General features: G+C 35.8%; 20 protein-coding genes. 9 read left to right on the top strand and 11 right to left on the bottom strand.

Annotated elements, in window-relative coordinates; translation table 11 throughout:
- Position 1: 1 nt before the first annotated feature.
- The gene (gene menB / locus AC6EIZ_RS00225; RefSeq protein ID WP_498511356.1) at positions 2-895 is read right to left on the bottom strand and encodes a 1,4-dihydroxy-2-naphthoyl-CoA synthase; all 894 of its coding nucleotides are present in this window, start codon (positions 893-895) and stop codon (positions 2-4) included.
- A gap of 7 nt (positions 896-902) precedes the next feature.
- Positions 903-2699, bottom strand: a complete 1797-nt coding sequence (menD, locus tag AC6EIZ_RS00220) for a 2-succinyl-5-enolpyruvyl-6-hydroxy-3-cyclohexene-1-carboxylic-acid synthase (protein WP_498511354.1) — start codon at positions 2697-2699, stop codon at positions 903-905.
- A gap of 63 nt (positions 2700-2762) precedes the next feature.
- Between menD and lepB the strand changes: the two genes are divergently transcribed.
- Together lepB and AC6EIZ_RS00210 are read left to right on the top strand one after the other, a co-directional pair.
- Positions 2763-3329, top strand: coding sequence for a signal peptidase I (gene lepB / locus AC6EIZ_RS00215; RefSeq protein ID WP_498511352.1), 567 nt, complete (start codon positions 2763-2765; stop codon positions 3327-3329).
- 61 nt (positions 3330-3390) lie between these two features.
- Positions 3391-3735 (top strand): DUF760 domain-containing protein, encoded by a 345-nt coding sequence (locus AC6EIZ_RS00210; protein WP_498511351.1) that lies wholly within the window; start codon positions 3391-3393, stop codon positions 3733-3735.
- On the opposite strand, the gene AC6EIZ_RS00205 is transcribed toward AC6EIZ_RS00210, so the two are convergent.
- The 5 genes from AC6EIZ_RS00205 to AC6EIZ_RS00185 form a co-directional block, all read right to left on the bottom strand.
- Complete coding sequence (locus AC6EIZ_RS00205) at positions 3732-4910, bottom strand: DUF4336 domain-containing protein (protein ID WP_498511349.1); 1179 nt, start codon at positions 4908-4910, stop codon at positions 3732-3734. The two genes, AC6EIZ_RS00210 and AC6EIZ_RS00205, sit on opposite strands and share 4 nt — an antisense overlap.
- 12 nt (positions 4911-4922) lie before the next feature.
- Complete coding sequence (locus AC6EIZ_RS00200) at positions 4923-5795, bottom strand: metal ABC transporter permease (RefSeq protein ID WP_498511348.1); 873 nt, start codon at positions 5793-5795, stop codon at positions 4923-4925.
- Positions 5788-6585 carry a metal ABC transporter ATP-binding protein gene (locus AC6EIZ_RS00195; RefSeq protein ID WP_498511346.1) on the bottom strand — a complete coding sequence of 266 codons (798 nt, stop codon included), beginning with the start codon at positions 6583-6585 and terminating at the stop codon, positions 5788-5790. The genes AC6EIZ_RS00200 and AC6EIZ_RS00195 overlap by 8 nt, the downstream gene beginning before the upstream one ends.
- A gap of 6 nt (positions 6586-6591) precedes the next feature.
- Positions 6592-7548 (bottom strand): metal ABC transporter substrate-binding protein, encoded by a 957-nt coding sequence (locus AC6EIZ_RS00190; protein WP_498511344.1) that lies wholly within the window; start codon positions 7546-7548, stop codon positions 6592-6594.
- A 68-nt stretch (positions 7549-7616) separates the two neighbouring features.
- The gene (locus AC6EIZ_RS00185; RefSeq protein WP_498511342.1) at positions 7617-8972 is read right to left on the bottom strand and encodes a YcjF family protein; all 1356 of its coding nucleotides are present in this window, start codon (positions 8970-8972) and stop codon (positions 7617-7619) included.
- A 230-nt stretch (positions 8973-9202) separates the two neighbouring features.
- On the opposite strand from AC6EIZ_RS00185, the gene AC6EIZ_RS00180 reads away from it, so the two are divergent.
- Genes AC6EIZ_RS00180 through AC6EIZ_RS00150 form a run of 7 tightly spaced genes read left to right on the top strand, consistent with a single transcriptional unit; the run spans position 9203 to position 18444 of the window.
- The gene (locus AC6EIZ_RS00180) at positions 9203-9733 is read left to right on the top strand and encodes a DUF8668 family protein (protein ID WP_498513279.1); all 531 of its coding nucleotides are present in this window, start codon (positions 9203-9205) and stop codon (positions 9731-9733) included.
- On the top strand, positions 9734-10747 hold the full coding sequence (gene trpS / locus AC6EIZ_RS00175) for a tryptophan--tRNA ligase (RefSeq protein WP_498511340.1): 1014 nt from the start codon (positions 9734-9736) through the stop codon (positions 10745-10747).
- A gap of 6 nt (positions 10748-10753) precedes the next feature.
- The gene (thrS, locus tag AC6EIZ_RS00170; protein ID WP_498511338.1) at positions 10754-12679 is read left to right on the top strand and encodes a threonine--tRNA ligase; all 1926 of its coding nucleotides are present in this window, start codon (positions 10754-10756) and stop codon (positions 12677-12679) included.
- 23 nt (positions 12680-12702) lie between these two features.
- A complete protein-coding gene (locus AC6EIZ_RS00165; RefSeq protein ID WP_498511336.1) occupies positions 12703-13746 on the top strand; it encodes a glucokinase in 1044 nt (347 codons plus the stop codon).
- A gap of 11 nt (positions 13747-13757) precedes the next feature.
- Entirely contained in the window at positions 13758-14705 is a 948-nt protein-coding gene (gene thrB, locus AC6EIZ_RS00160) for a homoserine kinase (RefSeq protein ID WP_498511334.1), read from the top strand.
- Between the two features lie 57 nt (positions 14706-14762).
- Entirely contained in the window at positions 14763-16316 is a 1554-nt protein-coding gene (locus AC6EIZ_RS00155; protein WP_498513277.1) for an NAD(P)H-quinone oxidoreductase subunit 4, read from the top strand.
- Between the two features lie 16 nt (positions 16317-16332).
- Complete coding sequence (locus tag AC6EIZ_RS00150) at positions 16333-18444, top strand: M3 family metallopeptidase (protein WP_498511332.1); 2112 nt, start codon at positions 16333-16335, stop codon at positions 18442-18444.
- Here the strand turns inward: AC6EIZ_RS00150 and AC6EIZ_RS00145 are convergent.
- The 4 genes from AC6EIZ_RS00145 to AC6EIZ_RS00130 form a co-directional block, all read right to left on the bottom strand.
- Positions 18441-19043 (bottom strand): esterase/lipase family protein, encoded by a 603-nt coding sequence (locus AC6EIZ_RS00145; protein ID WP_498511330.1) that lies wholly within the window; start codon positions 19041-19043, stop codon positions 18441-18443. The two genes, AC6EIZ_RS00150 and AC6EIZ_RS00145, sit on opposite strands and share 4 nt — an antisense overlap.
- On the bottom strand, positions 19044-19433 hold the full coding sequence (locus AC6EIZ_RS00140; protein ID WP_498511328.1) for a dihydroneopterin aldolase: 390 nt from the start codon (positions 19431-19433) through the stop codon (positions 19044-19046).
- Positions 19430-20746, bottom strand: coding sequence for a glutamate-5-semialdehyde dehydrogenase (locus AC6EIZ_RS00135; protein WP_498511326.1), 1317 nt, complete (start codon positions 20744-20746; stop codon positions 19430-19432). Before AC6EIZ_RS00135 ends, AC6EIZ_RS00140 begins: the two co-directional genes overlap by 4 nt.
- A 206-nt stretch (positions 20747-20952) precedes the next feature.
- Positions 20953-24912: a translocation/assembly module TamB gene (locus AC6EIZ_RS00130; RefSeq protein WP_498511324.1), complete on the bottom strand. Its 3960-nt coding sequence runs from the start codon at positions 24910-24912 to the stop codon at positions 20953-20955.
- Positions 24913-24944: the final 32 nt, after the last annotated feature.

The following is a 24944-nucleotide window of genomic DNA, read 5'->3' as shown; positions in this document are numbered from 1 at the left end:
ATCATGGAAGCCATTTTGATTCGGAGAAATCAGGATCCCTTTTCTCCATGAAAGCATTTCTTCCCTCCTTTGACTCATCAGTCGTATAAAAAAGATGTGTTGCCTGGCCAGCGAGCTCTTGTATACCAGCTAATCCATCGGTATCAGCATTAAAAGAGAATTTCAAACATTTTATGGCAGTTGGACTGTTTTGAAGTATCTCTCTAGCCCACTTAACCCCCTCTGACTCGAGCAAATTAATCGGTGAGATGGCATTTATTAGTCCCATATCTAAAGCTTCTTGCGCTCCATACTTCCTACAAAGGAACCAAATTTCTCTGGCCTTCTTTTGACCCACAACCCTTGCTAAATAACTTGATCCAAAACCTGCATCAAAACTCCCCACTTTAGGTCCTGTTTGACCAAAGATTGCATTATCTGCAGCCAAGCTCAAGTCACAAATCAAGTGTAAAACATGTCCACCTCCTATTGCGAAGCCAGGTACAAGCGCAATAACTACTTTTGGAAGGCTCCTAATTATACGTTGTAAATCGAGGACGTTTAAACGTGGAATACCATCATCACCGAGATATCCACCACTTCCACGGATAGTTTGATCTCCACCAGAACAAAAAGCGAACTTTCCATCTTTTGAAGGTCCAACCCCGGTAAATAAAACAACTCCAATGTTCGGATCTTCTCTTATTCTGATAAATGCATCACAAAGTTCTGAGATTGTTTGAGGTCGAAAAGCATTTCTTTTCTCAGGACGATTTATCGCAACGCGAGCAATTCCCTCGGGACTTATATCAAGCAGGATATCTTTGTATTCACCAAAAGAAACCCATGAGGTAATAATTTCCCCAGGGAGAACTCTTCTAGAGATTTCTTTAGGTGTGACAGGTTTTAAAGTCATTTTTAAATTAGTTAAAACTTGATAAATTCTCAGATAATGTTCTTTTTAGTTCATCACGTAAACTTACTCTCAATTTATGATCCTCAACAGAGTTAGTACAAACTCTTATTAATACATTTGTTGATAAAGAAAAACTCCATTCAATTGCTTGTTCTAAATCATATAAGCAAGAAACTTGCTTATATTTCAATCCATAGGCTTTTGCAAGTGTAAGATGACAAACTTGCTGAGGCATAAGAAAAATTTCTTCAAAATCTCCTTCTTGAATTCTATCTATATTTAATTGATTAAATATACCACCTCCTCCATTATCTATCATGATTACGATTAGACTAATATTTTTATCCTTTGAAAATAGCCAACCATTAGTATCGTGAAGAAGTGCCAAGTCACCTGTGATCAATACCATTCTCCCCATAATTATTGATAATCCCATACCCATTGAGAGTGTTCCATCAATGCCTGAACATCCTCTAAAGCCGAAGCACCTTCTTAAGAAAGCCCCATCTCCCGAATAACTCAACCAATCTCTTATAGGACTACTTGAGGCAAGCATAACAGGGACAGAACTAGGCAAAAGACGAGATAGAAATCTAGCCAAAGCAGGTTCTGTAATCAACCCATTTCTAAACAACCTTTTATCAAGCCAATCATGGATGAATAAATCATAATTTACAAGCTCTTTAGTCAATCTTTGACTAACAATTTTTTTATCTATTGCTGGCTTCGTGGTAATACTCTCAAACAATTTATTAACCCAAAAAGAAAATCCTTCACTATATTGAATTGATACACCTATAGGATCAAGATTTCTATAATCTCCCTCAGTAATAAGTAATTGAATTTTTCCAGGTTTTTTAAGCCAAATTTGTAATTCTCTACTTGGTGGGAGTGGACCCAAGCGTAAGACCTGAATCTCTTTGATTTTTTCAAATAAACCTGTTGAGAAAAAAAGATCCCAATGATTTATTAACCCTTCTTGATCATTAAGAACTCCAGAGAGTGGATCAGCCAGAATTGGCCAACTAGTTAATTTTTGCCATTTCTTCAATGCTTCCCTAAAAGAAAGAAGGTCTTTTGCTTTCCCTCTCCATGGGCCAACAATGATTATTCCCAAAGAGAATGGATCTAATTTTGGCAGTCTTAAAGATGGGGTATTTTTAAAAGACTCAGTCTTAGTTGAAATAATTTTGTTCTTTAAAAATCCTTCAAAGACCCATCCATCAAGAACTTTCTCTTGGTCAATTTCACAGGGATGCAAAGGTTCTTCATAAGCAAGGTTAATATGAACTGGGCCAGGGATATCTGAAGCCATTTCGAATGATTTTTCAATTAAGGATGTCAGTCTCTCTTTAGAAATTAAATGAATTCCTTCTTTTGGAGATTCATCAAAATGTCTACAAACAGACTTCAGAAAATCCTCTTGATTAACTGCTTGATTTGCTCCACACTCTTTTAATCGCAAGGGTCTATCTGCAGTTAAAAACAAGATTGAATGGCATGACCTGTCTGCTTCAACAGCCGCCGGCAAAAGATTTGCGACAGCACTTCCAGAAGTTGTAATAACACAACTTACTTGTCCACTAGCTGCACTGATTCCTAAAGCAAGAAATGCTGCTGACCTTTCATCAATTGACGTTATTAGTGTTAATTCTTCTCTTTTAGAGAGACTTGCTGCTGCTAATGCAAGAGGACCTGATCTGCTGCCGGGGCAAAGAACAAAATATTTCACTCCCTTTGCTACTAGAGTTTTAAGGAGCTCTAAGCTAATAAAAAAATTGTAACGTGCTAATGAAATTTCCAAAAGAAAAACTACTTCGATTTTTGTAAAAAACTTTCAAACAAGAAACTTAAACAAAGAAAATTCATGACCTCCGCCGAATCAAAAAAGAATCACAACCAAAATAATTGGAAAAGTTTGTTGGTTTGGATACTAATTGCGCTTTTATTCAGATGGCAAGTAGTTGAGCCTAGATGGATTCCATCTGGATCAATGATTCCAACTTTGCAAATTCAAGATCGAATATTGATAGAAAAAATAACCCCAAGACTTAATAAGAAACTAAATAAACATTTAAATTTAAATACGATTGTTATTTTCACCCCCCCCAAAATCCTTACAGAAGCAGGCTACAGTGATGGTTCAGCACTAATAAAAAGAGTTGTTGGATTACCTGGAGACAAAATAGAAGTTTCCAATGGAAAACTATTTAGAAACGAAGAAGAAATAAATGAACCTTGGATTAAAGAAGCTATCCAATATGAAATGGAAGCAATAAATGTACCTGATAATTCACTTTGGGTTTTAGGAGACAACCGAAATAATAGTTTAGACTCACATGTTTGGGGACCTCTCCCAGAAAAAAATGTTATCGGTACAGCACTTACAAGGTACTGGCCATTAAAAAAAAATAGGCCTATTCGGTTCCCATAACCTAAATTAAATTTTATTGGAGTACGTTTTGCGATAGTGTGTAATTAATTGAAAAAGCTGGATGTTTAATCCTGAATTTTTAGCTACTGACAATAATGAAGGCCATGAGGCAAATGCTCTAATACAGTACTTACAAGATCAGCCTGCTGATGTTTTACAAAGAGTTGCCAAATCTGCTAGTCCCGAAATTCAAGAAATAATCCGACACAATGTTCAAGGTTTACTTGGAATGCTTCCTGGAGAGCAATTTGAGGTAAAAGTAACTTCCAGCAAGGATAATTTGGCTAGTTTATTAGCCTCTGCAATGATGACTGGTTACTTCCTTAGACAAATGGAGCAAAGGAAACAGTTAGAAGAAACACTTTTATCCGATAAAGAGATGTCAGTCGACCCAGATAAAATTTAAGCACTAAACTTTTTCAGAGGATCCACAGGCACTACACCGATTTTCAATAATTTTTGATCTAACCAACTTAAAAAACCAAAGTCACCTTTACTTTGGGCCCAGTCTGATCTGTTAATTTTATTTTTTAAACCTTTTATTTCATTTTTTGAAAATCTAACTTTCCCGCTGTAATGAGCGGAAATTAGCCATGAAAGACCTTGTAAGGATTCAACTTTATTTAACCAAGTTGTTAATGCTTTTTGTCCTCTAGGGAAAACCAACCTTTCTATTACAGGTGCAATTTGTATTAGAGGGGTATTTTTTCCTACAATTTTTTTAGCGGACAGCTCCCAGCCTTGCTGCCAAGAAAAAGGGTATATTCCAAAATGTGCTCTTTTATTTCTTAAATTTGCTTTAAAAGAGTTTCCAAGAATTTCTTTTATTTTTGGTATGACCAACTTCTCAGGTCTCAAGTAAGAAGCAAAAAGAACTAAACGAAGCCATCCTTTTCTTCTTAAAATCGGCGTATCAATGAGTTCTTCAGAACCCTTCTCTCTAGAATGAAACAATAATGGGGTAGGGTCCAAATCAAAAAGCTCTGGAGGAGTCTCTTCAATACCTACAAGTGCATCAGTGACCAACAAAGATCTTGATGGTTTGTGAAAACAAGATATCTCTTGAAAGCGTCCCAAGCCAATATCAATGGGGCCTAATGAAAACCACTCACAATATTCACTATGAGGGAAGCCATCGGCCAATAAAATATTTGTTCTTTTAGATGGAATACCTAACCAATCAAAAGGCAATTGAATTGGAAAACTCCATTGCCCTGGGCAAACCCATATTTTTGAATAAGGAAAAGCTCTAGCTAAAGCAGGAAGAGCAATTTTGTGTTCCAAACCAGAAGCGGTTGGTAAAACAATAGTTTTTACAGGTCCGATTTTTTGCTGAAGGACCTCTATGTTCTTCAGCAATTCATCAGTCGGAGGAAGAGGGTTAATTATCATCAATTCATTCTTTACTCTTACAACTAATAACCTCACGGGGACGGCAACATAATAAATACCTTGGAGTTGTTCAAAACTCCATATCTGATTAGGCACTAATTCACGAAATATTGTTCTTTTAGTGCCGTACGGATAAAGAGGCAAGAGAGGCCACCATTTCCATTTTTGTTCGGAAGCAAGATTACTCATATTTGTATTAATTTAATCACTATTTAAAAGAGTTTGGTTTTTAAATATTCCATATCTTGGAGCAAATAAGAACGCTATTAAAAATATTAATGTTTGCACTAGCACAATAGATCCTCCTGTTTCAATATCTGACCAATAACTTATATAAACACCTAAAATACTAGAGAAAGAGCTACTTATTACTGCTAATATTGCCATTCTATCAAAACGATCAGTTAGCAAGTATGCTGTTGCTCCAGGAGTGATCAACATTGCTACCACAAGAATGATACCAACAGTTTGCAAACCCACTACAGCAGATAGTGATAATAAAGTTAACAACAAATAATGAAGAATTCCAGTATTTATCCCTATAGAGCGAGCGTGTTTAGCATCGAAACAATAAAGCATTAAATCTTTTCTAAATAGAAGCAAAATAAATATAACTATAAAAGAGATTATCAAAGTCTGATTAACATCTGACTGAGAAATACCTAGAGGGCTACCAAAGAGAATCTGCATAAGGTCAATGTTACTTTTAATTTTTGAAACCAATACAATGCCTAATGCAAAAAAGCCAGTAAAGACAAGACCTATTACAGTGTCTTCTTTAATTCTAGATTTCTGTTTAATAAATCCAATCAAAGCAACTGAACCAACTCCAAAAACAAAAGCACCTAAAGAGAAAGGAAGCCCTAAGGCATAAGCAACTACCACTCCTGGCATGACTGCATGAGAAACCGCATCTCCCATCAAGGCCCATCCTTTTAATGTCATATAACAAGACAGAAGGCCGCAAACACCCCCCACTAATGCACTAACCATCAAGGCTCTCCTCATGAATTCATGAGTTAATGGATCCAAAAGCCAATTAATTGGCGCAATGGAAATCAAAAGATCACTCATTTACAAAATCTTTACTCGACTCTGGCGCTGACAAAGGATTTGGTGGCATTCCCCCAAATGTTTTATTGATATTTTCCGATGTAAATACTTCCGAAGTCTCTCCATAGGCAAGAACTGTCTTATTAATGAGAACTACAAAATCACAAAAATCTCTCACATGATTCAAATCATGGGTAGAGATCAAAATAGTGTGCCCTTCTTGTCTAAACTGCAAAAAAAGCTCAGACATTAGTTTTTCAGTGGGCACATCAACCCCAGAAAAAGGTTCATCTAAAAGAAGAACTGAAGCCCTTTGAGCTATAGCTCTAGCAAGGAAAGTTCTTTTGCGCTGACCACCTGATAATGATCCAATTGGTCTATCTCTTAGATCTAGAAGATCAACTCTCTCCAATGCATGAAAAACTGCTCTTCTATCTGACTCTCTTGGTATGCGAAAAATATTCATAGCTCCATATCGACCCATCATCACAACATCCCAAACACTTATGGGGAAGGCATAATCGATGCCTTCATTTTGCGGTACATAAGCTACTGTCTGATCCTTTTGAGCTTGATTGACTCTAAGTCCATTTATCCTTATCTTTCCCCTTGATGGTCTAAGAAAGCCCATTAAAGCTTTAAAAAAAGTTGATTTCCCCGCGCCATTCATTCCAACCAGACCACATATCGATCCAGCTTTTAAATTTAGACTAGCGTCATATAGGGCAACAGTACCGTTGTAATCGACACAAACCTGATCTGCCTCAATTCGCATAAAATCTTTTTCATGACTCTTAAAAATTGGATTCATTATTTTTTATGTTTCAGGAGTTAAGCCTTGAGTAATTAATCGAACATTGTGCCTGAGTAATTCTATGTAAGTGGGAGCTGGTCCATCTGGCTCTGAAAGTGAATCTACATAAAAAGTACCCCCAAAAATAGCACCACTAGATTTTGCAACTTCCATTTGTGCTTTTCGACTCACCGTACTTTCACAAAAAATCGTTGGAACATCATTCTCTTTGATTAGCTCTATAAGCTTAACCACTCTCTTTGGAGTCGCCTGGCTTTCAGCATTAACTGGCCACAAGTAACCCTCCTTCATTCCGTAATCATTGGCAAGATAAGAAAAGGCTCCTTCACAGGTCACTAAAAATCTTTTTTCTTTAGAAATTGAGGTTAGAGAATCCCTTAGCTCTTTATCAAGCGATTCGAGCTTAGCTTTATAGGTTGAAGCGTTTAATCTGTATACATCAACTCCATCAGGATCTATCTTGATAAAAGCATCAACTATGTTATCTACATAATTAATGGCTTTTCTCGGCGACATCCAGGCATGAGGATTGGGCTTCCCTGCATAAGCGTCCCCATCTATCAAGAGTGGCTTTATCCCTTCAGTTAATTTAATCTTGGGGATTTCTCCCGTACTTATCATAAATTTCGAAATCCAAGCTTCAAGACCTAAACCATTTTCAAGAATTAGTTTTGCTCCTTTAGTTTTTACAATATCACTAGGTGTAAATTGGTAGCTATGGATCTCTGCGCCTGGTTTTGTAATTGATTTAACTTCTAATCTTTCTCCAGCGACATTTTCAGCAAGGTCTGCCAAAATTGTAAAAGTAGTTAGGACTAAAGGTTTTTCAGTGACTGAGTTGTATGTGTTTTTATTTACACATGCTGACAAGCATAAAATAATGAAAGCATAGAAAATAGTGAATCTAATTAATTTATTTTTCTTATACATCAAATTAGAAAAAGCCTTCTCATTAATCATATTTTAAAATTAGAAATTATTTGTTTTTTATAAATACAAATCAAAATTTTACTAGAAAAGTCATAAAATCAAACTGTTTTTATTTTGTAATTATTAGATTGAGATTGAATCCATTCTTTTGATTGCTTTAAAAAAGCTACCCAATCAACTCTTTCTAGCTCAGCAGCTTTTGATACTAGCTGAGGAGCTTGTTGCTTAATAAGTTCTAAATCAGGCTGAGTAACTCCATTATTGATAGCCATCCAATCGGCCATCGATCTTCCAACCACTCTTGTTAAATAAGCAGCACTCAAGGCCTGAATTGTTCCAGCAGCCACCCAAGAGGAACCATCAAGCTTTGCCAAGCTCAACAAGGATTGTCCACTCCACTCAACCACTCCTTGACCAATTGCAGCCATTGCTAACTGTCGTAAAACTGCCTCAAGTAATTCTGGCTTCATTTTGGAAGACCATATTTTTGACATTTCTTTGATCATTAAGCCATTAACAACTGCAACTGCAAGTAAATCAGTTGAGGCGACAGGGGAGGCGAAAACAATACCAGCAACTATCCACTGAGATTTTGATTGAATAACCTTGAATTTTTCCCTTCTTAATTTCTCTAAATCTTTTTGCCAAGAAGTATGCAAGCGAGATAAAAGTCTTTGCTTAGTTATGTCTGTATTCTTCTTTGGATTTTCAAGAAGTTTTTTAATTGGAGAAAGAACCGTTTCCATTTCTGTTTGGGATCCATTCCATTTCAATAACCTGCTATTCCATCTATCTGGTAATTGAGCCTCTAATGCATTTCGTTCATCAGACCAATTAGTAGATTCTTTACATGCAACCATTAGCCAAGCTGGCTGATCAGTGGGGATATTTTTAATCCACAAAAGATCAGCTGCGCTCATTGGAAGTTCCAAAGAATAAACAATAAAATCTTGTTCTTGAATTAAATCTGGCAAGATCCAATTTCGATCTCTTACAGGAAGAGCTGGTGGAAAAGAAACTCTTATTTGTTTTTTGACTCCTAAAACTTTTTCCAATTTCTCTTTATCGGGTAATTTCACGCCTTTTGTTTTCAAGAAACCAATGTTTTGATCTTCCCCTCTGTCAATAATTTTTTGCAAGGAGTTAATTCTTTCTTTTTTTCTTTCACTTTGCTCTCCATCCTCAAGTAAGTACTCAAAATCCTCTAAAACGTCATGACATCTCCTTAACCATCCTTGAACAGTTGATGGGGTATCAAATGAAACCTTTCCTGGTTTTAAAAAATAAAAAATACAACCAAGTCCTAATAGCAATCCAAATCCACCTCCAGGGATATGGGCCACATCACTCAAAACCCATTGACCTGTGATGGTTAGCCCAATAAAGAGACTAATTTTCGGAATCGAAAAAGAAGGTAAGGAGAGAGAAGATTTTGTTAATGAATGATTTTCCACGATTTCAATAAATACAGTTTCTTCTTAGCTAACTTTCATTTTAAAGCAAATTTTCCCTTAATAACCTCAAAGAAAGAAGGTTTTACGTTTTTAAGAAAAAAATTTATTCCTAAAGAAATCAAATCATTCCCCCTGTGATCCATATCGTTAGATGTGAAAGTGCTAATCAAGATATTCAAATATGTCGCAAAAGTACCGGCTATGCGTCACACTTGCCCCTATTGGCAAATATGTTCATGGGTGACTCTTACACCAATAATCAATCAGGTGGTGGCGAATTCCAAAACCAAAGACAAAATGGGCGTAATAATTTCAGAGGTGGCAGAGGTCCTAACAATAGAGAGGGAGGCTTTCGTATTCGCTTAAGCGACAATGAAATGCGAGCAGCAAGATCATTACAAGAAGCCTTTAATCTTCGATCTACTGTGGCTGTTCTAGGTTTCGCAGTAAGAACTCTTGCCCAAATGCTTGAAGATGGAAGTCTTGAAAATTTAGTTAACGAATATAGGTCTCAAGCGCCAGCCAATGACCAAAGAAGAGGCAGGGGTAACAGGGGAAACTATAACGGCGAGAGTAACAACTCAGCCAAAACAAAGCCAAACCCTTTTGCAAGACCAGAAAAGCCAGTTAAAGAACAAGTGGTCGCTGATACTGATCAGGCAAACAATGTTGCTCAAGATCCTGAAAAAAAAGATAATGATAAAGAAACAGAATCAAGTTCAAATGAAGATGATTCCACAAATAAAAGCGAGCAAGGATAAGTGAATCAGAAGCGAGTCTTATCTGGTGTTCAACCCACAGGAGATGTTCATATTGGTAATTGGCTTGGAGCAATAAGAAATTGGGTTGAATTACAAGAAAATTACGAAACCTTTGTTTGCGTTGTTGATCTTCATGCGATAACCACTCCGCATGACCCAAAATCTCTTCATCAAAATTCTCTATCTACAGCCGCTTTGTATATTGCTTGTGGGATGAATCCTAATAAATGCTCAATATTCATTCAAAGTCAGATAAGCGCCCATAGCGAGCTTTGCTGGATATTAAATTGCTTAACTCCCTTAAATTGGATGGAGCGAATGATTCAGTTCAAGGAAAAGTCAATTAAACAAGGAGATAATGTCTCTATTGGATTATTAGATTATCCAGTTCTTATGGCAGCGGATATTCTTCTCTATGACGCTGATTTGGTTCCTGTTGGAGAAGATCAAAAGCAACATCTAGAGCTTGCGAGAGATATTGCTTCTCAACGAGTTAATTCAAAATTCGGAACAAAAGATAATCCAATACTTAAAGTTCCAAATCCTTTAATTTTGAAAGAGTGTTCCAAAGTCATGAGTCTGACTGACGGAACAAAAAAAATGAGTAAAAGCGACCCAAATGAGAATAGTAGGATTACTTTATTAGATAGTCCAGATGTAATTACTAAGAAAATAAAACGTGCAAAAACCGACTCAGAATTAGGATTAGAATTTGGAAATCCTTCAAGACCTGAAGCTGATAATCTTCTAACAATTTATTCAATAATTTCTGGCAAAGGTAGAGAGAAAGCAGCTGAGTATTGTGCAGAAATGGGCTGGGGTAAATTCAAACCAGAATTTACAGAAGCAATGATTAACGTTCTTAAACCAATTCAAGAAAAATATAAAGAATTAATGAATGATCCAGAAGAGTTAAAAAGAATACTAAATAAAGGTAAGCTTACTGCTGAGGAGGTTTCTAAGTTAACATTAAATAGAGTTAAGGAAGCTCTAGGATTTTACTCAAATTTGTAGAAAATCATGCCGATAATTACATTACCTGATGGAACTGAAAAAAAATATGATTCCGCTGTCACAATTGATCAAATAGCATCAGAAATCGGTCCTGGTTTAGCAAAAGCAGCTCTAGCGGGGAGAGTGAATGGGAAATTAACCGATACTTGTATTCCCATAACTCAAAATTCTCAGATACAGATTATTACTTCTAAAGATGATGAAGGACTAGAAATTATTAGACATTCTTTCGCTCATCTTCTTGGACATGCTGTAAAGCAATTATACCCCGAAGCAAAAATGGCAATAGGGCCAGTAATTGAAGATGGTTTTTATTATGATATTTCTTATAAAGATACCTTCACTCCTGATGATCTTCTCAAAATTGAGAAAAGAATGAAAGAGTTAGTTGATAGAGATTATAATGTAGAAGTTGAAATAGTTAGTCCAGAGAAAGCAACGGAGGTTTTTACTGATAGAGGTGAAATTTTCAAGATAGACATAGTTAAAAATATCCCTAAAAATGAAATCATAAAGTTATACAAACATCAAGAATATATTGATATGTGCAGAGGTCCTCATGTTCCAAATACAAGACATCTAAGAGTATTTAAGCTAATGAAAGTATCCGGGGCTTATTGGCGCGGAGACTCTAACAATGAAATGCTACAAAGAATATATGGAACAGCTTGGAACAGCTCTAAAGAATTAAAAGAATATATGTCTAGAATTGAAGAAGCTGAGAAAAGAGATCATAGAAAGTTGGGAAAAAAATATTCACTTTTTCACTCACAAGAAGAAGCACCTGGTATGGTTTTTTGGCACCCTAAAGGGTGGACTATTTATAGAGTTTTAGAAGATTTTATTAGGGAAACCATTACAAAATATGATTATCAAGAAGTTAAATCTCCGCAAGTAGTTGATAGGAGTCTTTGGGAGAAATCAGGCCATTGGGATAAATTTAAAGAAGATATGTTTACTACAACCTCAGAGAACAGGGAATATGCAATAAAACCAATGAATTGTCCATGCCACATACAAATATTCAATCAAGGTTTAAAAAGCTATCGAGATCTTCCTATTAGACTTTCTGAATTTGGTTCTTGTCATCGCAATGAGCCTTCTGGTGCACTGCATGGCTTAATGAGGGTAAGAAACTTTGTCCAAGATGATGCTCACATTTTTTGTACCGATGAACAAATACAAGAAGAAGTCCAAAATTTTATTGATTTAGTATTTGAGGTTTATAAAACCTTTGGCTTTGATTCAATTCTTATTAAGCTCTCAACAAGACCAGAGAAAAGGGTTGGGAGTGATGATATCTGGGACAAATCAGAAAAAGCCTTATCTGAAGCACTTGATTCAAAAGGATTAGATTGGTCACTACTCCCTGGAGAAGGTGCCTTTTATGGTCCAAAAATAGAATTCTCCTTAAAAGATTGTCTCAACAGAGTATGGCAGTGCGGAACAATTCAAGTGGATTTCTCCATGCCTAAAAGGCTTAACGCAAGTTATATAGATATTACAGGGAGGAAACAAACACCTGTAATGCTTCATAGAGCTATTTTAGGTTCTTTTGAAAGATTTATTGGGATTTTAATTGAGAATTATTCAGGAAATTTTCCTACATGGTTATCACCTGTTCAAATCATGATTATGGGCATAACTGATAGAAATAATGAAGCTTGTTTTAGTGCTAAAGATAAATTAATTGACTTTGGGTTCAGAGCTGAAGTTGATATAAGAAATGAAAAAGTCGGTTTTAAAATACGAGAACATACTATGCAAAGAATACCTTTCTTGATAATTATTGGAGATAAGGAAGAAGAGAATAATGAAATCTCAGTAAGGACAAGAGAAGGTAAAGATCTTGGAAATATGAGTATAGACAAGTTTAAATTAATAATTGACGAATCAATTAGCAAAAAAGGTATACAAGTTAATAAATCCTAAATCAAAAACGATTTTAATATCTAATGAATTTACTTGCTGGAGACCTTGGAGGTACTAAAACAATATTAGCTGTTTATTCAAACGAAGACTATCCAAGAAAATTATTTGAAAAATACTATGTTTCGTCAGAATGGAAATCTTTTTATTCAATATTTAAAGATTTTGTTAAACAATTACCAGATAATATATCACTTCCTGAATATGCTTGTATTGGAGTAGCAGGCCCAATAAAAGGCAAGAAAGTTAAGATTACAAATCTAGGATGGAATATCGAAACAGAAGAATTATCTCAGCTTTCAAAAATCAATAATATTGAATTAATAAATGATTTCTCAGTTTTAATCTATGGAATACCATTTTTCAAAAAATCCCAATATGAAGTAATCCAAGGAACATTAAATTCAGAGTACAAAACTAATCAAAAATTAGTTGCCATTATCGGAGCTGGGACTGGCTTAGGAATGTCCAGAGGATTAATTACACCTAAAGGCATTTTCACATTTCCAAGTGAAGGTGGTCATCGAGAATTTTCTCCAAGAACAGAGAACGAATGGGAATTAGTCAAATGGCTAAAAAAGAAGCTAAACATTCAAAGAGTATCGATTGAAAGAATAGTTAGCGGGACTGGCCTCGGAATGATTGCCAGATGGAAATTGGATGATCCAATAAATGAAAACCACCCACTTCAGGAAACTTTAAAAAAAATGGATAACGAGAAATCAGCTTTCAAAGATTTACCCGCTCTTGTTTGGGAAAAAGCAAATAGCGGAGACAAATTAATGTCTGAAGCTTTGCGATTATGGCTAAATAATTATGGATCTGCAGCTGGAGACCTTGCTTTACAAGAACTTTGCTCTTCAGGGTTATGGATTTCAGGTGGAACAGCAGTAAAAAACCTCGATGGAATAAACTCTTCTAACTTCCTTAATGCATTTAGTAATAAGGGTCGCTTTCAATCTTATTTAAAGGAAATCCCATTGATTGTTCTTAAAGATCCAGAAGCGACATTATTCAGTTCAGCTTGCAGAGCAAGCTTAAGTGCCGAATCAAATGGGAGACTTAGCTAAAGGGAAAAAACATGGGGCCGCCAAAAATAGGACAAACTGTCGTAGTAGAAGTTCCTTCTACTACAGCCAATATTGGTCCAGGGTTTGATTGCCTTGGTGCAGCACTCGATCTTTCCAATCAGTTCACGATTAAAAGAATTGAGGGTAATGCTGAAAGGTTTGAATTAATAATGGAAAGTACTGAAGGCAATCATTTAAGAGGCGGTCCTGAAAACCTTTTCTATAGAGCGGCGCAGAGAGTTTGGAGAACCGCAGGTGTAGAGCCTGTCGCTCTTGAAGCAAGAGTAAAATTAGCTGTGCCACCTGCCAGAGGTCTTGGAAGCAGCGCTACAGCAATCGTGGCAGGATTAGTTGGAGCGAATGCACTTGCTGGATATCCTTTGCCTAAGGAAAAATTATTGGAGCTGGCAATAGATATAGAAGGTCATCCAGACAATGTTGTTCCGTCATTGATAGGAGGTCTTTGCGTAACAGCTAAAACTGCAAACGATAGATGGCGCGTAGTTCGCTGTGATTGGGATCAATCAATAAAAGCAGTAGTTGCAATCCCATCTATTCGCCTTAGCACCAGCGAAGCAAGACGTGTCATGCCAGAAAACATTCCAGTAAATGATGCAGTAATCAATTTAGGTGCCCTTACTCTTCTGCTTCAAGGACTAAGGACTGGAAATGAGGATCTAATTGCAGATGGTATGCATGACAAGCTTCATGAACCCTACAGATGGGGATTGATTAAAGGTGGGTTAGAGGTTAGAGAAGCAGCAAAGGCTGCCGGAGCTTTAGGATGTGCAATTAGTGGAGCAGGACCAAGCATTCTTGCATTGTGCAAAGCGACTAGAGGCCGAGAAGTCAGTGTCGCAATGGTCAAAGCCTGGGAAGCTGCTGGTGTAGCAAGTCGTGCTCCTTTAATGAGCCTCCAACTCAGAGGAAGCGAATGCATTTCAAACACCTTTGGGTAGTTCTACTCATGAAAACGAACAAAAACTGATAGCTTTATGGCTGACTTGCCCCAAATTATGGATGCCAATCTGCCTATGAGTATTGATTCTCAGACAGCATTTCCATGGCTTTCACTCATTGTGCTCCTACCCATAGTTGGAGCATTGATAATGCCTTTACTCCCAACGCAAGAAAGTCAAAAATCTAATCTGCCAAGAAATATAGCCCTAGGTATTTTATTAGCCGATTTTCTGATAATTGTATTAGCTTTTGCCAATTTGTTTGATCCAAGGAGCGAGAGTCTGCAGTTAGTTGAAAGACTTCAGTGGCTTCCTTCCATAGGACTCGAATGGTCATTAGGTGTAGATGGTATATCTGCACCACTAGTAGTTCTAAGCGGTCTAATAACATTTTTGTCCGCAGCTGCAAGTTGGAAAGTAAAACAAAAAACAAGGCTTTACTTTGCGTTATTACTGATTCAAGCTTCAGCCCAAGCTTTAGTTTTCCTATCACAAGATTTCTTGCTATTCTTTTTAGCTTGGGAACTTGAACTTGTTCCTGTCTATCTATTGATTGCTATTTGGGGAGGGAAAAGAAAACTATATGCAGCAACAAAATTCATCCTTTATACAGCTCTAGCTTCCCTTTTAATATTAATTAGTGGGCTTGCTTTAGCTCTTTCAGGAGATCAATTTACCTTTAATTTAAGTGAAATCGCAGCCAAATCTTTTAATGGTAATTTTGGGATATTCTGTTATTTAGGTTTTTTAATTGGTTTTGGAGTAAAGCTTCCTATCTTTCCACTTCATACCTGGCTCCCAGATGCTCATGGAGAGGCAAATGCTCCGGTTTCAATGTTATTAGCTGGTGTTTTATTAAAAATGGGAGGTTACGCTCTCATAAGATTTAACGTTCAAATATTGCCGGAGACTCATTTAATACTCGCCCCAGCTTTAATCATCATTGGGATAGTAAATATTATTTATGGCGCTCTAAATGCTTTTGCTCAAGACAATGTAAAAAGGCGCATAGCCTGCAGCTCTGTAAGTCATATGGGTTTTGTTCTTGTTGGAATTGGTGCAGTTAATGCACTTGGAATCAGTGGAGCGATGCTCCAAATGATTAGTCATGGACTGATTGCTGCCGCAATGTTTTTTGTTACTGGAAGTTTTTATGAAAGAACCAATACTCTATCAATCCCGAATATGGGCGGTCTTGCAAAGGCTTTGCCAATTACTTTTGCATTCTTCTTAGCCAGTTCTTTAGCATCACTTGCCTTACCAGGTATGAGTGGATTTATAAGTGAAATCACAGTTTTTCTTGGCATAACTAGTCAAGAAGGATTCACTTCTTTATTTAGAGCAATAACAATTCTTTTAGCAGCTATTGGACTTGTTTTAACTCCTATCTACCTTCTTTCAATGTGTAGAAGAGTATTCTTTGGCCCAAGGATACCTGCTTTATCGATAGTCAAAGAAATGGATGCGAGAGAGCTTTCAATAGGTTTAAGCCTCGTAATTCCAACATTAGTAATAGGTTTTTGGCCAAGAATAGCTATTGATTTATATGAGGTATCAACAAATGCTCTCGCACAATCATTAATTACCAATAACCTTGTACCAATCAGTTAGTTTTGGAACTTAAAAAATGACTTCAATTAAGCCAACAGCACTATTAAAAGGTGAAGGTCTGCCTGATTACGATAAAATTACCCCCAATGAAATTACTGAAAATATACCCAAACTGATAAAAGAACTGAATGAAGAACTACATAAATTAGAAGAACAACTCGAAAAACAATTACCAACCAAAAGCTCCCTAAGTTGGGAAGATGTAATGCCTCAGCTTTATCATATAGGTGAAAAGCTCAGGTGGAGCTGGGGAGTTGTCAGTCATCTGAATGCTGTATGCAATTCCACTGAACTACGTGAGGTTCATTCAAATCAGCAACCTTCAATCGTCAGATTTAGTAATCAGCTTGCTCAAAACGAAGTCATTTTCAAGGCGCTCTCAAATTTAAAAGAGCATGGAAACATTAAGGATGAAACACAAATCAGAATAATTGAGACAGAACTAATAACTATGAAAAACAAAGGAATTGGTCTAGAAGCCAATGAAAAAGCACTATTTAATTCTCGCAGTGAGAGATTAGCTGAATTATCAACTACCTTTAGTAACAATGTATTAGATGCAACAAACAATTGGAGTCTTTTACTAAAAAACAAGTCACAAGTCGAGGGGCTACCTGTAAGAGCACTTGAAACAATGGCTCTTGCGGCAAAGGAGTCTGGTGACAAAGATGAAGAAGGCAATGATCCATCAGCATCAACTGGTCCATGGAGAGTTGGCTTAGATTTGCCTAGGTACATTCCTTTTCAAACTTATGCAAAAGATAGACGTCTAAGAGAGAAAGTTTATAGAGCCTTTGTAAGCAGAGCTAGCGATGGAAAGATTAGTAATAAAAAAATAATTGAAGAAATTTTAGATCTCAGAAACAAACAGGCAAAACTATTGGGATATAAAAACTGGTGTGAAATTAGTTTGGCCACAAAGATGGCGGATAGCGAAAATGCTGTTGAGATGTTACTTGAAGAATTACGATTGGCTGCAATTCCTCATGCTGAAAAAGAAGTTATACATCTTCGTGAGTGTGCTAAAAGAAATGGAGAGAACGAAGATTTTGAGCTATCTCCATGGGATGTAAATTTTTGGGCTGAAGTTCTACGCAAAGAGAAATATGATCTTGACCAAGAGAAACTCAGGCCATGGTTTCCCTTAGATCAAGTGCTTAATGGTCTATTCAATTTGTGCAAAAGACTTTTTGAAATTGACATTGAAGAAGCAAGTAATACAGCGCCTCTATGGCATGAAGATGTCCGTTTCTTCAATGTAAAAAATTTAGATGGCCAGAAAATTGCATCTTTCTATCTCGATCCCTACAGTCGTCCTGCGACAAAAAGAGGAGGTGCTTGGATGGATGAATGTTTGTGCCGAAATCAAAAAGCGAAAGATGATATTGTTCTCCCAGTAGCCTATTTAGTCTGTAATCAAACTCCTCCTATTGCGGACAAACCCAGTCTGATGAGTTTCGAAGAAGTAGAAACTCTCTTCCATGAATTTGGCCATGGACTACAACATATGCTGACAACTGTAAATTATCCTCAAGCTGCCGGTATTAATAATGTTGAATGGGATGCTGTCGAATTAGCAAGCCAATTCATGGAAAATTGGTGCTTAGAGGATCAAACAATCTCAGAGATAGCAATACATTGGAAGACGAAAGAGCCATTATCAGTATCAGAAATCAATAAATTGAGGCTAAGTAGAACATTTAATTCTGGGCTTTCGACTTTAAGGCAAATACATTTTGCTCTTACTGATCTAAAACTCCATAGTCAATGGAATGAGGATTTAAAAATTTCCCCAGATGAGTTACGACGAGAAATCGCAAAAAATACGACAGTGATGGATCCTATTCCAGAAGATCAATTTCTCTGTGCCTTCAGTCATATTTTTGCTGGTGGCTATGCAGCTGGATACTACTCTTATAAATGGGCTGAGGTACTCAGTGCTGATGCCTTTGCAGCATTTGAAGAAGCAGGCCTTGCTAATCAAGATGAAGTCCGAAAGATTGGTAAAAAATATCGCGATTCAATTCTTAGTCTTGGTGGTAGTCGTTCACCCAATAAGGTTTTCAAACAATTTAGAGGAAGACTTCCCTCTACTGAAGCTCTAATAAGACATAGTGGTCTTTCTTAGCTATTATTAAAAATCTTTTTGGCTAAAACATCTAAAGAAATAGAATTTGTTATCAACTCTTTATGTGTCAATACAGGTAAGTGATAAGAATCACCAATAGAAAGTTTTGCTTGCCAGCCTGGGAATGACATCAAGTCCCATTTTGTAAAAAAGCTAGTACATTCAACCTTTTCCAAGGAAGTTAAATCATTATTTAATTGAGATAATAAATTACTTCCTCTTTTCATCTCTGCAATACCTGGCATAAAAAACGAAGGGATCATTTGAGCTGTATAAGTACCAAAATGAGGAGTACCAATACTAAAAAATCGTTTAGTTCTTAAAAAACCATCATAATTTTGCAACCAGCACCTACTAATTAATCCACCCATTGAGAAACCAACAATGTCAATTTCGATTTCAGGACCCACTAATTCCTCAATCTTAGAATCAAGATCTCGAGCTAAATGCCTAAGAGATGTTTTCCCATATTTGTGTGGCAAATGCGGTCTGTACAATTCAAAATCATCTTCATTTATTTTTTTAATTAATTTTTCAAATAATTTAGGATTGTTCCACAATCCATGAACAAGAAAAATTGGTCTTTTATCTATTTTCAATTAATTAATAGGAAATAAAAAATTCCTTTTTTTTTCTATCAGAACACTTCCAGTAAATCCATGTATTGGTGGAAAACATTTTTTTAGCAGAATATGAATTGGAATTGGACCATATAGAGACTCAATAAGATTAAGGATCTGATCACTAAAATATTCAATCGTTAAGCATTTAATTTCGAATGAAAGTTTTTGAACTGCTCTAGTCACTTCGCTATAGTCTATTGATTTATCTAATTGATCAAGTTTGGATGCCTCATCCAAATTCAACCAGAAACTGATATCAAGAAGAAAGCTTTGACCATTTATTCGCTCACTTTCTAAAACACCTACATGGGCCCATAAATTTATATCTTTTATATGAATTGCGCTTAAATTATGAAATTGACTCATAACGGTAAATCAGTATGTAAAAAACTTCTATCTCCAGAAGCAAAATCCTTAACGAGATCACCATCACCTCTGAGATAATAGCGATAGGTAACTAAGCCTTCCAATCCAACTGGTCCTCTTGGTGGAAGAGTCTGAGTACTTATCCCAACTTCAGCTCCAAACCCATATCGGAAACCATCAGCAAAACGAGTAGAGCAATTATGGTAAACACCCGCACTATCAACCGAACTTAAGAATTTTTCAGCAACTTTCTTATCATCAGTAACTATCGCTTCAGTATGACGAGAGCTAAATTTACGAATATGTTCAATAGCTTCGTCTACATTACGAACAATTTTTATTGAAAGAATTAAATCAAGATATTCTGTAGACCAGTCTGCTTCATCAGCCTTATGTTTTACCCCCAAAGATTGACTCTTTGCATCTCCCTTAAGAGTAACTCCTGCATTAGAAAAAATTGGCAAGCCTTTTTTCAAAAACATCTCAGCAACATCTTCATGAATTAATAATGTCTCAATTGCATTACAAGCCGCAGGGTATTGAATCTTACTATCTAAAGCTATGCTTATAGCATTATCAATATCTACAGAATTATCTACATATAGATGACAAATTCCATCAGCATGCCCTAAGACAGGGATACGTGTATTTTCTTGAATAAACTGGACTAACTCATTGCTACCTCTGGGTATTATCAGATTTACAAACCGATCTAAACGAAGTAAGCCTAAACTTTCTTGACGTGTAGTGAGCAAAGACAACGCTCCCGAACCGACATTTGATTTGCGTAACCCCTTATCAAGAGAATCCATTATCGCTTGATTTGTAGCTTTTGCTTCACTTCCTCCTTTTAATAAAGCTCCATTACCAGAACGAACAGCAAGAGACGCTATTTGTATTAATGCATCTGGTCTCGATTCAAATATTACTCCTAAGACTCCTAATGGAACTGTCACTCTCTCAAGAATAAGGTTTTCATCCAACTCCCTATGAAGTTGTCTTTTACCTATTGGATCTGCAAGATTTGAAACTTTTAGAACCCCGTCAATACATCCTTTGAGTTTAGTTTTTGTTAACTGAAGTCTTGATAAAAGTGATTTATTCAATCCTTCTTTTTCTGATTTTTCAAGATCTTGAACATTTGCTTTTAATATCTCATCAGCATTATCATTCAAAGCATTTGCCATTTCAGTCAAAGCCTCAACCCGTTGTTCACTAGTGGATTGACCAAGAAAGATAGAAGCATTTTTTGCACTCTCAGCTACTTTTATCAGCTGGGGCGTAGGATCAGGAACTGAAAAGTTTGTACTCATTTGATTTAGATCAACTATTTAATCAAAGATAATTTTTCACTATCTTTAAAATATTCCTTTGATTGCTTGGCTGCAAGGCAAAGAAATAACTCGTTGCCTTGATTACAACAACTAATCATGTAATAGCCAATCAAGTAATAAAAGAAGATAAAAATATTTCGAACTGAGCATTTTTTAAAAATATTTTTATTCAAATATGTGTTTATTTAATATCTAAAAAAAAGTTGGAGCTGACTTTGCCAATTTCCATTTTTATCAAACGAGCCTAGTAGACCTACATTAGGATTCATTTGAAAAGTAATATTACCTTTCGGTGGAATATCTTGCCGGTTTGGAGCTGCCTGAACAGAGAAATTAACTTTATCGTTAAGGTCAACTCCTATTTCAGTCACCCAAGCCTGTTGACCTGGCAAATTGGTATCCTCCTGATCAGGACTTGAAGAACTACTTTCACTAGCATCATCCTCTGAGTCTGAACCATTTATGTAGGCAGGATACAAAGATATTTGAAGCCTATCACTTAAAAAACCATTGATATTACCTTGAATATAAGAAGCAAAAGATCTATTCAGAAAACTAGCAAGCACATCACCATTTCCTCCACTGCTTATTAAATTCGCAAGAGAGTTACCTCCTATAAGCCCTAACAACTCACTTCTTCCCAAAGATGGAGTACTTCTCAATTGAAAATTTTCACTAATTCGATCTGCAGGCCCAGAGGCCGTCACTTCGACATTTACAAAACGAGATCCTCCAATCCCAAATGACGCCATACCATTAGAGGAAAAATTGCTTACGTCTCTAACATTATCGGGAACACGACTTTTCAAAGTCACGTCAACATATGGAACCAAGCCCATAGACGGTACAAATACGGCTACATTAGGTTCACTTTGATCTAGAGTAAAAGTAGTCGTAAATAGATTAACGTAGCCACTGACAAGCTTAATAACTCCACTAACATCAAGTGTCTCATCAAAAGCACCATTTAAGATAAGAAATCCATTAGTTTCAAAGCTTGCCAAGGGTTGAGACACCAATCGCAATGAAGGACCGAGTACAAGCTTTAAATTGTCAAAGATTATTGATTCAAATCCTTTAGGTAAGCCAGCACTAACAATGCGACTTGCAGGTGCATTTTCATCTTGAATAAATAAAACCAAAGGTTCTCTCTGGTTCCAGTTTTGTTCTGGTAATTTACGAATTTTTTTCACCTTAGAATCTTTATAATTATTCACTTTTTTAGATATTGTTTTATCTGGGTTATTAGCTCTTTTAGCAAAGATTGAACCTTCTGAAATAACGACTTCACCTGCTAATTGAGGCTTCAAAATAGAACCCTTAACAATAAGGTTAGATGAAGCGATGATGTCAGAAAATGCCGTTTTAATACGCGTTTTTTCTATAGAAAAAGCCAATTGCTCACTTTCACTTAATTGAGAATCAAATAATGATATTCCACCTTGACTATTGATGATTGCGTTTGCTCCTACATTTGCTTTGAGATTACGCACTTCAAGTCTATTGAAATCAAAAACCATTGTGCTATTCAAATTATTAATTTCTTTATCTTGAAGAGTTAGCTCACCGTTTTTTAAAACCAAAAAACCATTCGCAACCGGTTTTAAAGGTGTTCCTCTAATCAACAAACTTAGATCAGCTGTCCCTGAAGTCCAAGAGACACGTCCTTTCGTTAGCCCAGCCAAAGGGGCTAATCCATCTCCATGACTTTCGACCTTTAGATCGATAGGGTAGGAACTAATTAATGGATAGGTTCCATTTAACTTAACAGAATTTGTCGAAGATTTATCCCTTAGAGCTATATCAAACTCTAAAAAATTATCTTTAAATAAAATACTTCCATTATCTAAGATAATATATCTATTGTAAATTACTGTATCCTTAATAGTTAAATCCGCTGTAACTAGTGGGAATGAATTACTTAAACTATATTTACCATTTAAGCCAAAATATCCATCAACTGCCGAAGGTATGGGCGCAACTAAAGATAATAATGAAAAATTAAAATCTAGTAGAGAAAAATTTCCATTACCTGAACCCAGGTTTCCATTAAAAGTGACTTTAAAAGGTCTTATATCTTTTGGATCTATAATCTTCAATTTGTTTGTCCAGACCTTACCCAAGGCGCTTGCTTCTAACTTTAAATCAGATAGATTTGGACCACTTAATCTAATATCTGCATTGACTTTCCCATTAAGATCATAAGGATTAATAATACTCTGATTATTTATCTTGGTAATCTCTTCTATATATGAATTCCGGGACCTATTTAAAGCTTCTAACTGACTATCAATAGAGCTATCAGGATAACCAATTATCAATTTCTCTAAATCTCCCGCCTTACCCATAGCATCTGAATACTTCAATCCTAATTTAGGAAACTCTAGAGCTGTAGAAGTAATCCAACTAGAGCTAACATCCTTTACTTGAGCTAATAAAGAAAATTCGGGCTTATTATTAATATCAAATTTAATCCTTCCATTATTAGATGGTATTAATTCACCTGTTAAATTAGTTTCTGAATTTTTAATTTGACCTTTAATACTTGCTTTTTTTAATTTAAAACCTAACAATCTAAAATAATCTAAATTCAAATAGCCATTAAGAAATAATGGATCAAAAGAAAACATTCCATTACCTGAAACTTCCCCAAAAATTCGTTTAAAACTTTTCTCTGGCGGAAAAGCCACTTCTACTCGATCTAATCTGAATTTATTAGCATCCCATTCAAAAGCATTAGATTTAGGGCTTAAACTTATTTTACCGCCTAATCTAGTTAGATTTAAGTCATTAAAATTTCCATCCTCATTAAAATTAATTTTAATATTTCCAGGAACAGAGGCACCTTCCGATTTCATTATCAAACTACCCCAATTCTTTTTACTTGGAATTCTGGTAAAAGATCCTCTCCATCTTTCCCTTAAACGAATACCATTGACTTGTGGATTGTCTAAAGAAAGTTTAATAGAGGAGTTCAGGGAAGATAAGGGGCCCTGAATATGACCTACTGTATTTAATTTACCCGATAATGATGTATTTAGTATTGGATTTAAAGCACCTAAAGGAAAAGAGTCTAAACTAAAATTAGCATTTAATTCTCCAGGAACAAATTGTCTATCAACTACTGAAATTGGTAATTTAAATTTGAAAGCAATTGGCTTATGATCAAAATCTTTAATTTTAATATTAGTTACAGAATTTATATAAGTTATATCTTTCTTATTAAATGGTATTTCAATTGAATTAGATATATCCCAATATCCATAACTCCATTCGGAGTTAATTAAATTTAACTTGCTTTTATCACATTTTATTTTTGAATTATTTGTAGACAAGGTATCATTTAGAGGTCCTACTCTTAGAGTTAAATCATTAAACAACAAATCACCCTTGCACCTTATTAAACCTTTCTTAATTCCCAAATTAAGTCTTCCATTTATCTTTCCTCTAGTAATAAAATTAGAATTATTTCCTAAAATATTCTCGAAAATACCAAGACTAAGTTTATTAATTTTTACTTTAGTTTGAAATTCTATTCCATCCCAATAACCCTTTCCTGAGAGATAGAGGCTTCCTCGTTTTTTGGAGTTTAGATTGATCGCACCGTAAATCTTTTTTTTAGCAAGATTGAGGGATAGGTTACCTTTCGCTAATAATGTCGTATCCCCAGGATTAAATAAAATTTTAGTTGGTTCTTTTAAATTCAACTTTAGTTGAAGGTTGATTTTTTTAGACTTATCATTCTGGGGAAAGACCCAAAACGAACCAGCTTCATTTTTGTTTAATATAATTTCTGTACCTTTTGGATTAAATATTGCAACTGGTTGCCAATTAAATAAAGAAGCAAAGGGAGCAAATTTAATTGTTAAAGTTGAAATATTAACTGAGGAAGAATCCTTAATGCCTGGAAGTAACTTTGTTGGCCCCAAATTAACCCCCCAGGGTCTAAGTCCTCTATAGGAACCTATTTTCAAAGGATGACCCAATGAATTGGATAATATTTTTTCTATTTCTGGAGTAAAGCGGCTTATAGTTCTAGCTACTAATAGATCTGCACCACTCCAAATCAAAACACCACCAAACGCCGCAAAGGTTCCAGCAAGTCCCCACCGCTTTAATCTTTTAGAACTCCACTCATCTCCCATGAAACATTATTCACAAACTTGGGGAGCTAACA

It is taken from the genome of Prochlorococcus sp. G4PB16 (genome assembly GCF_059772465.1).
The sequence above is the reverse complement of the archived record's forward strand: the minus strand, read 5'-3'. Positions and strand labels throughout refer to the sequence as shown.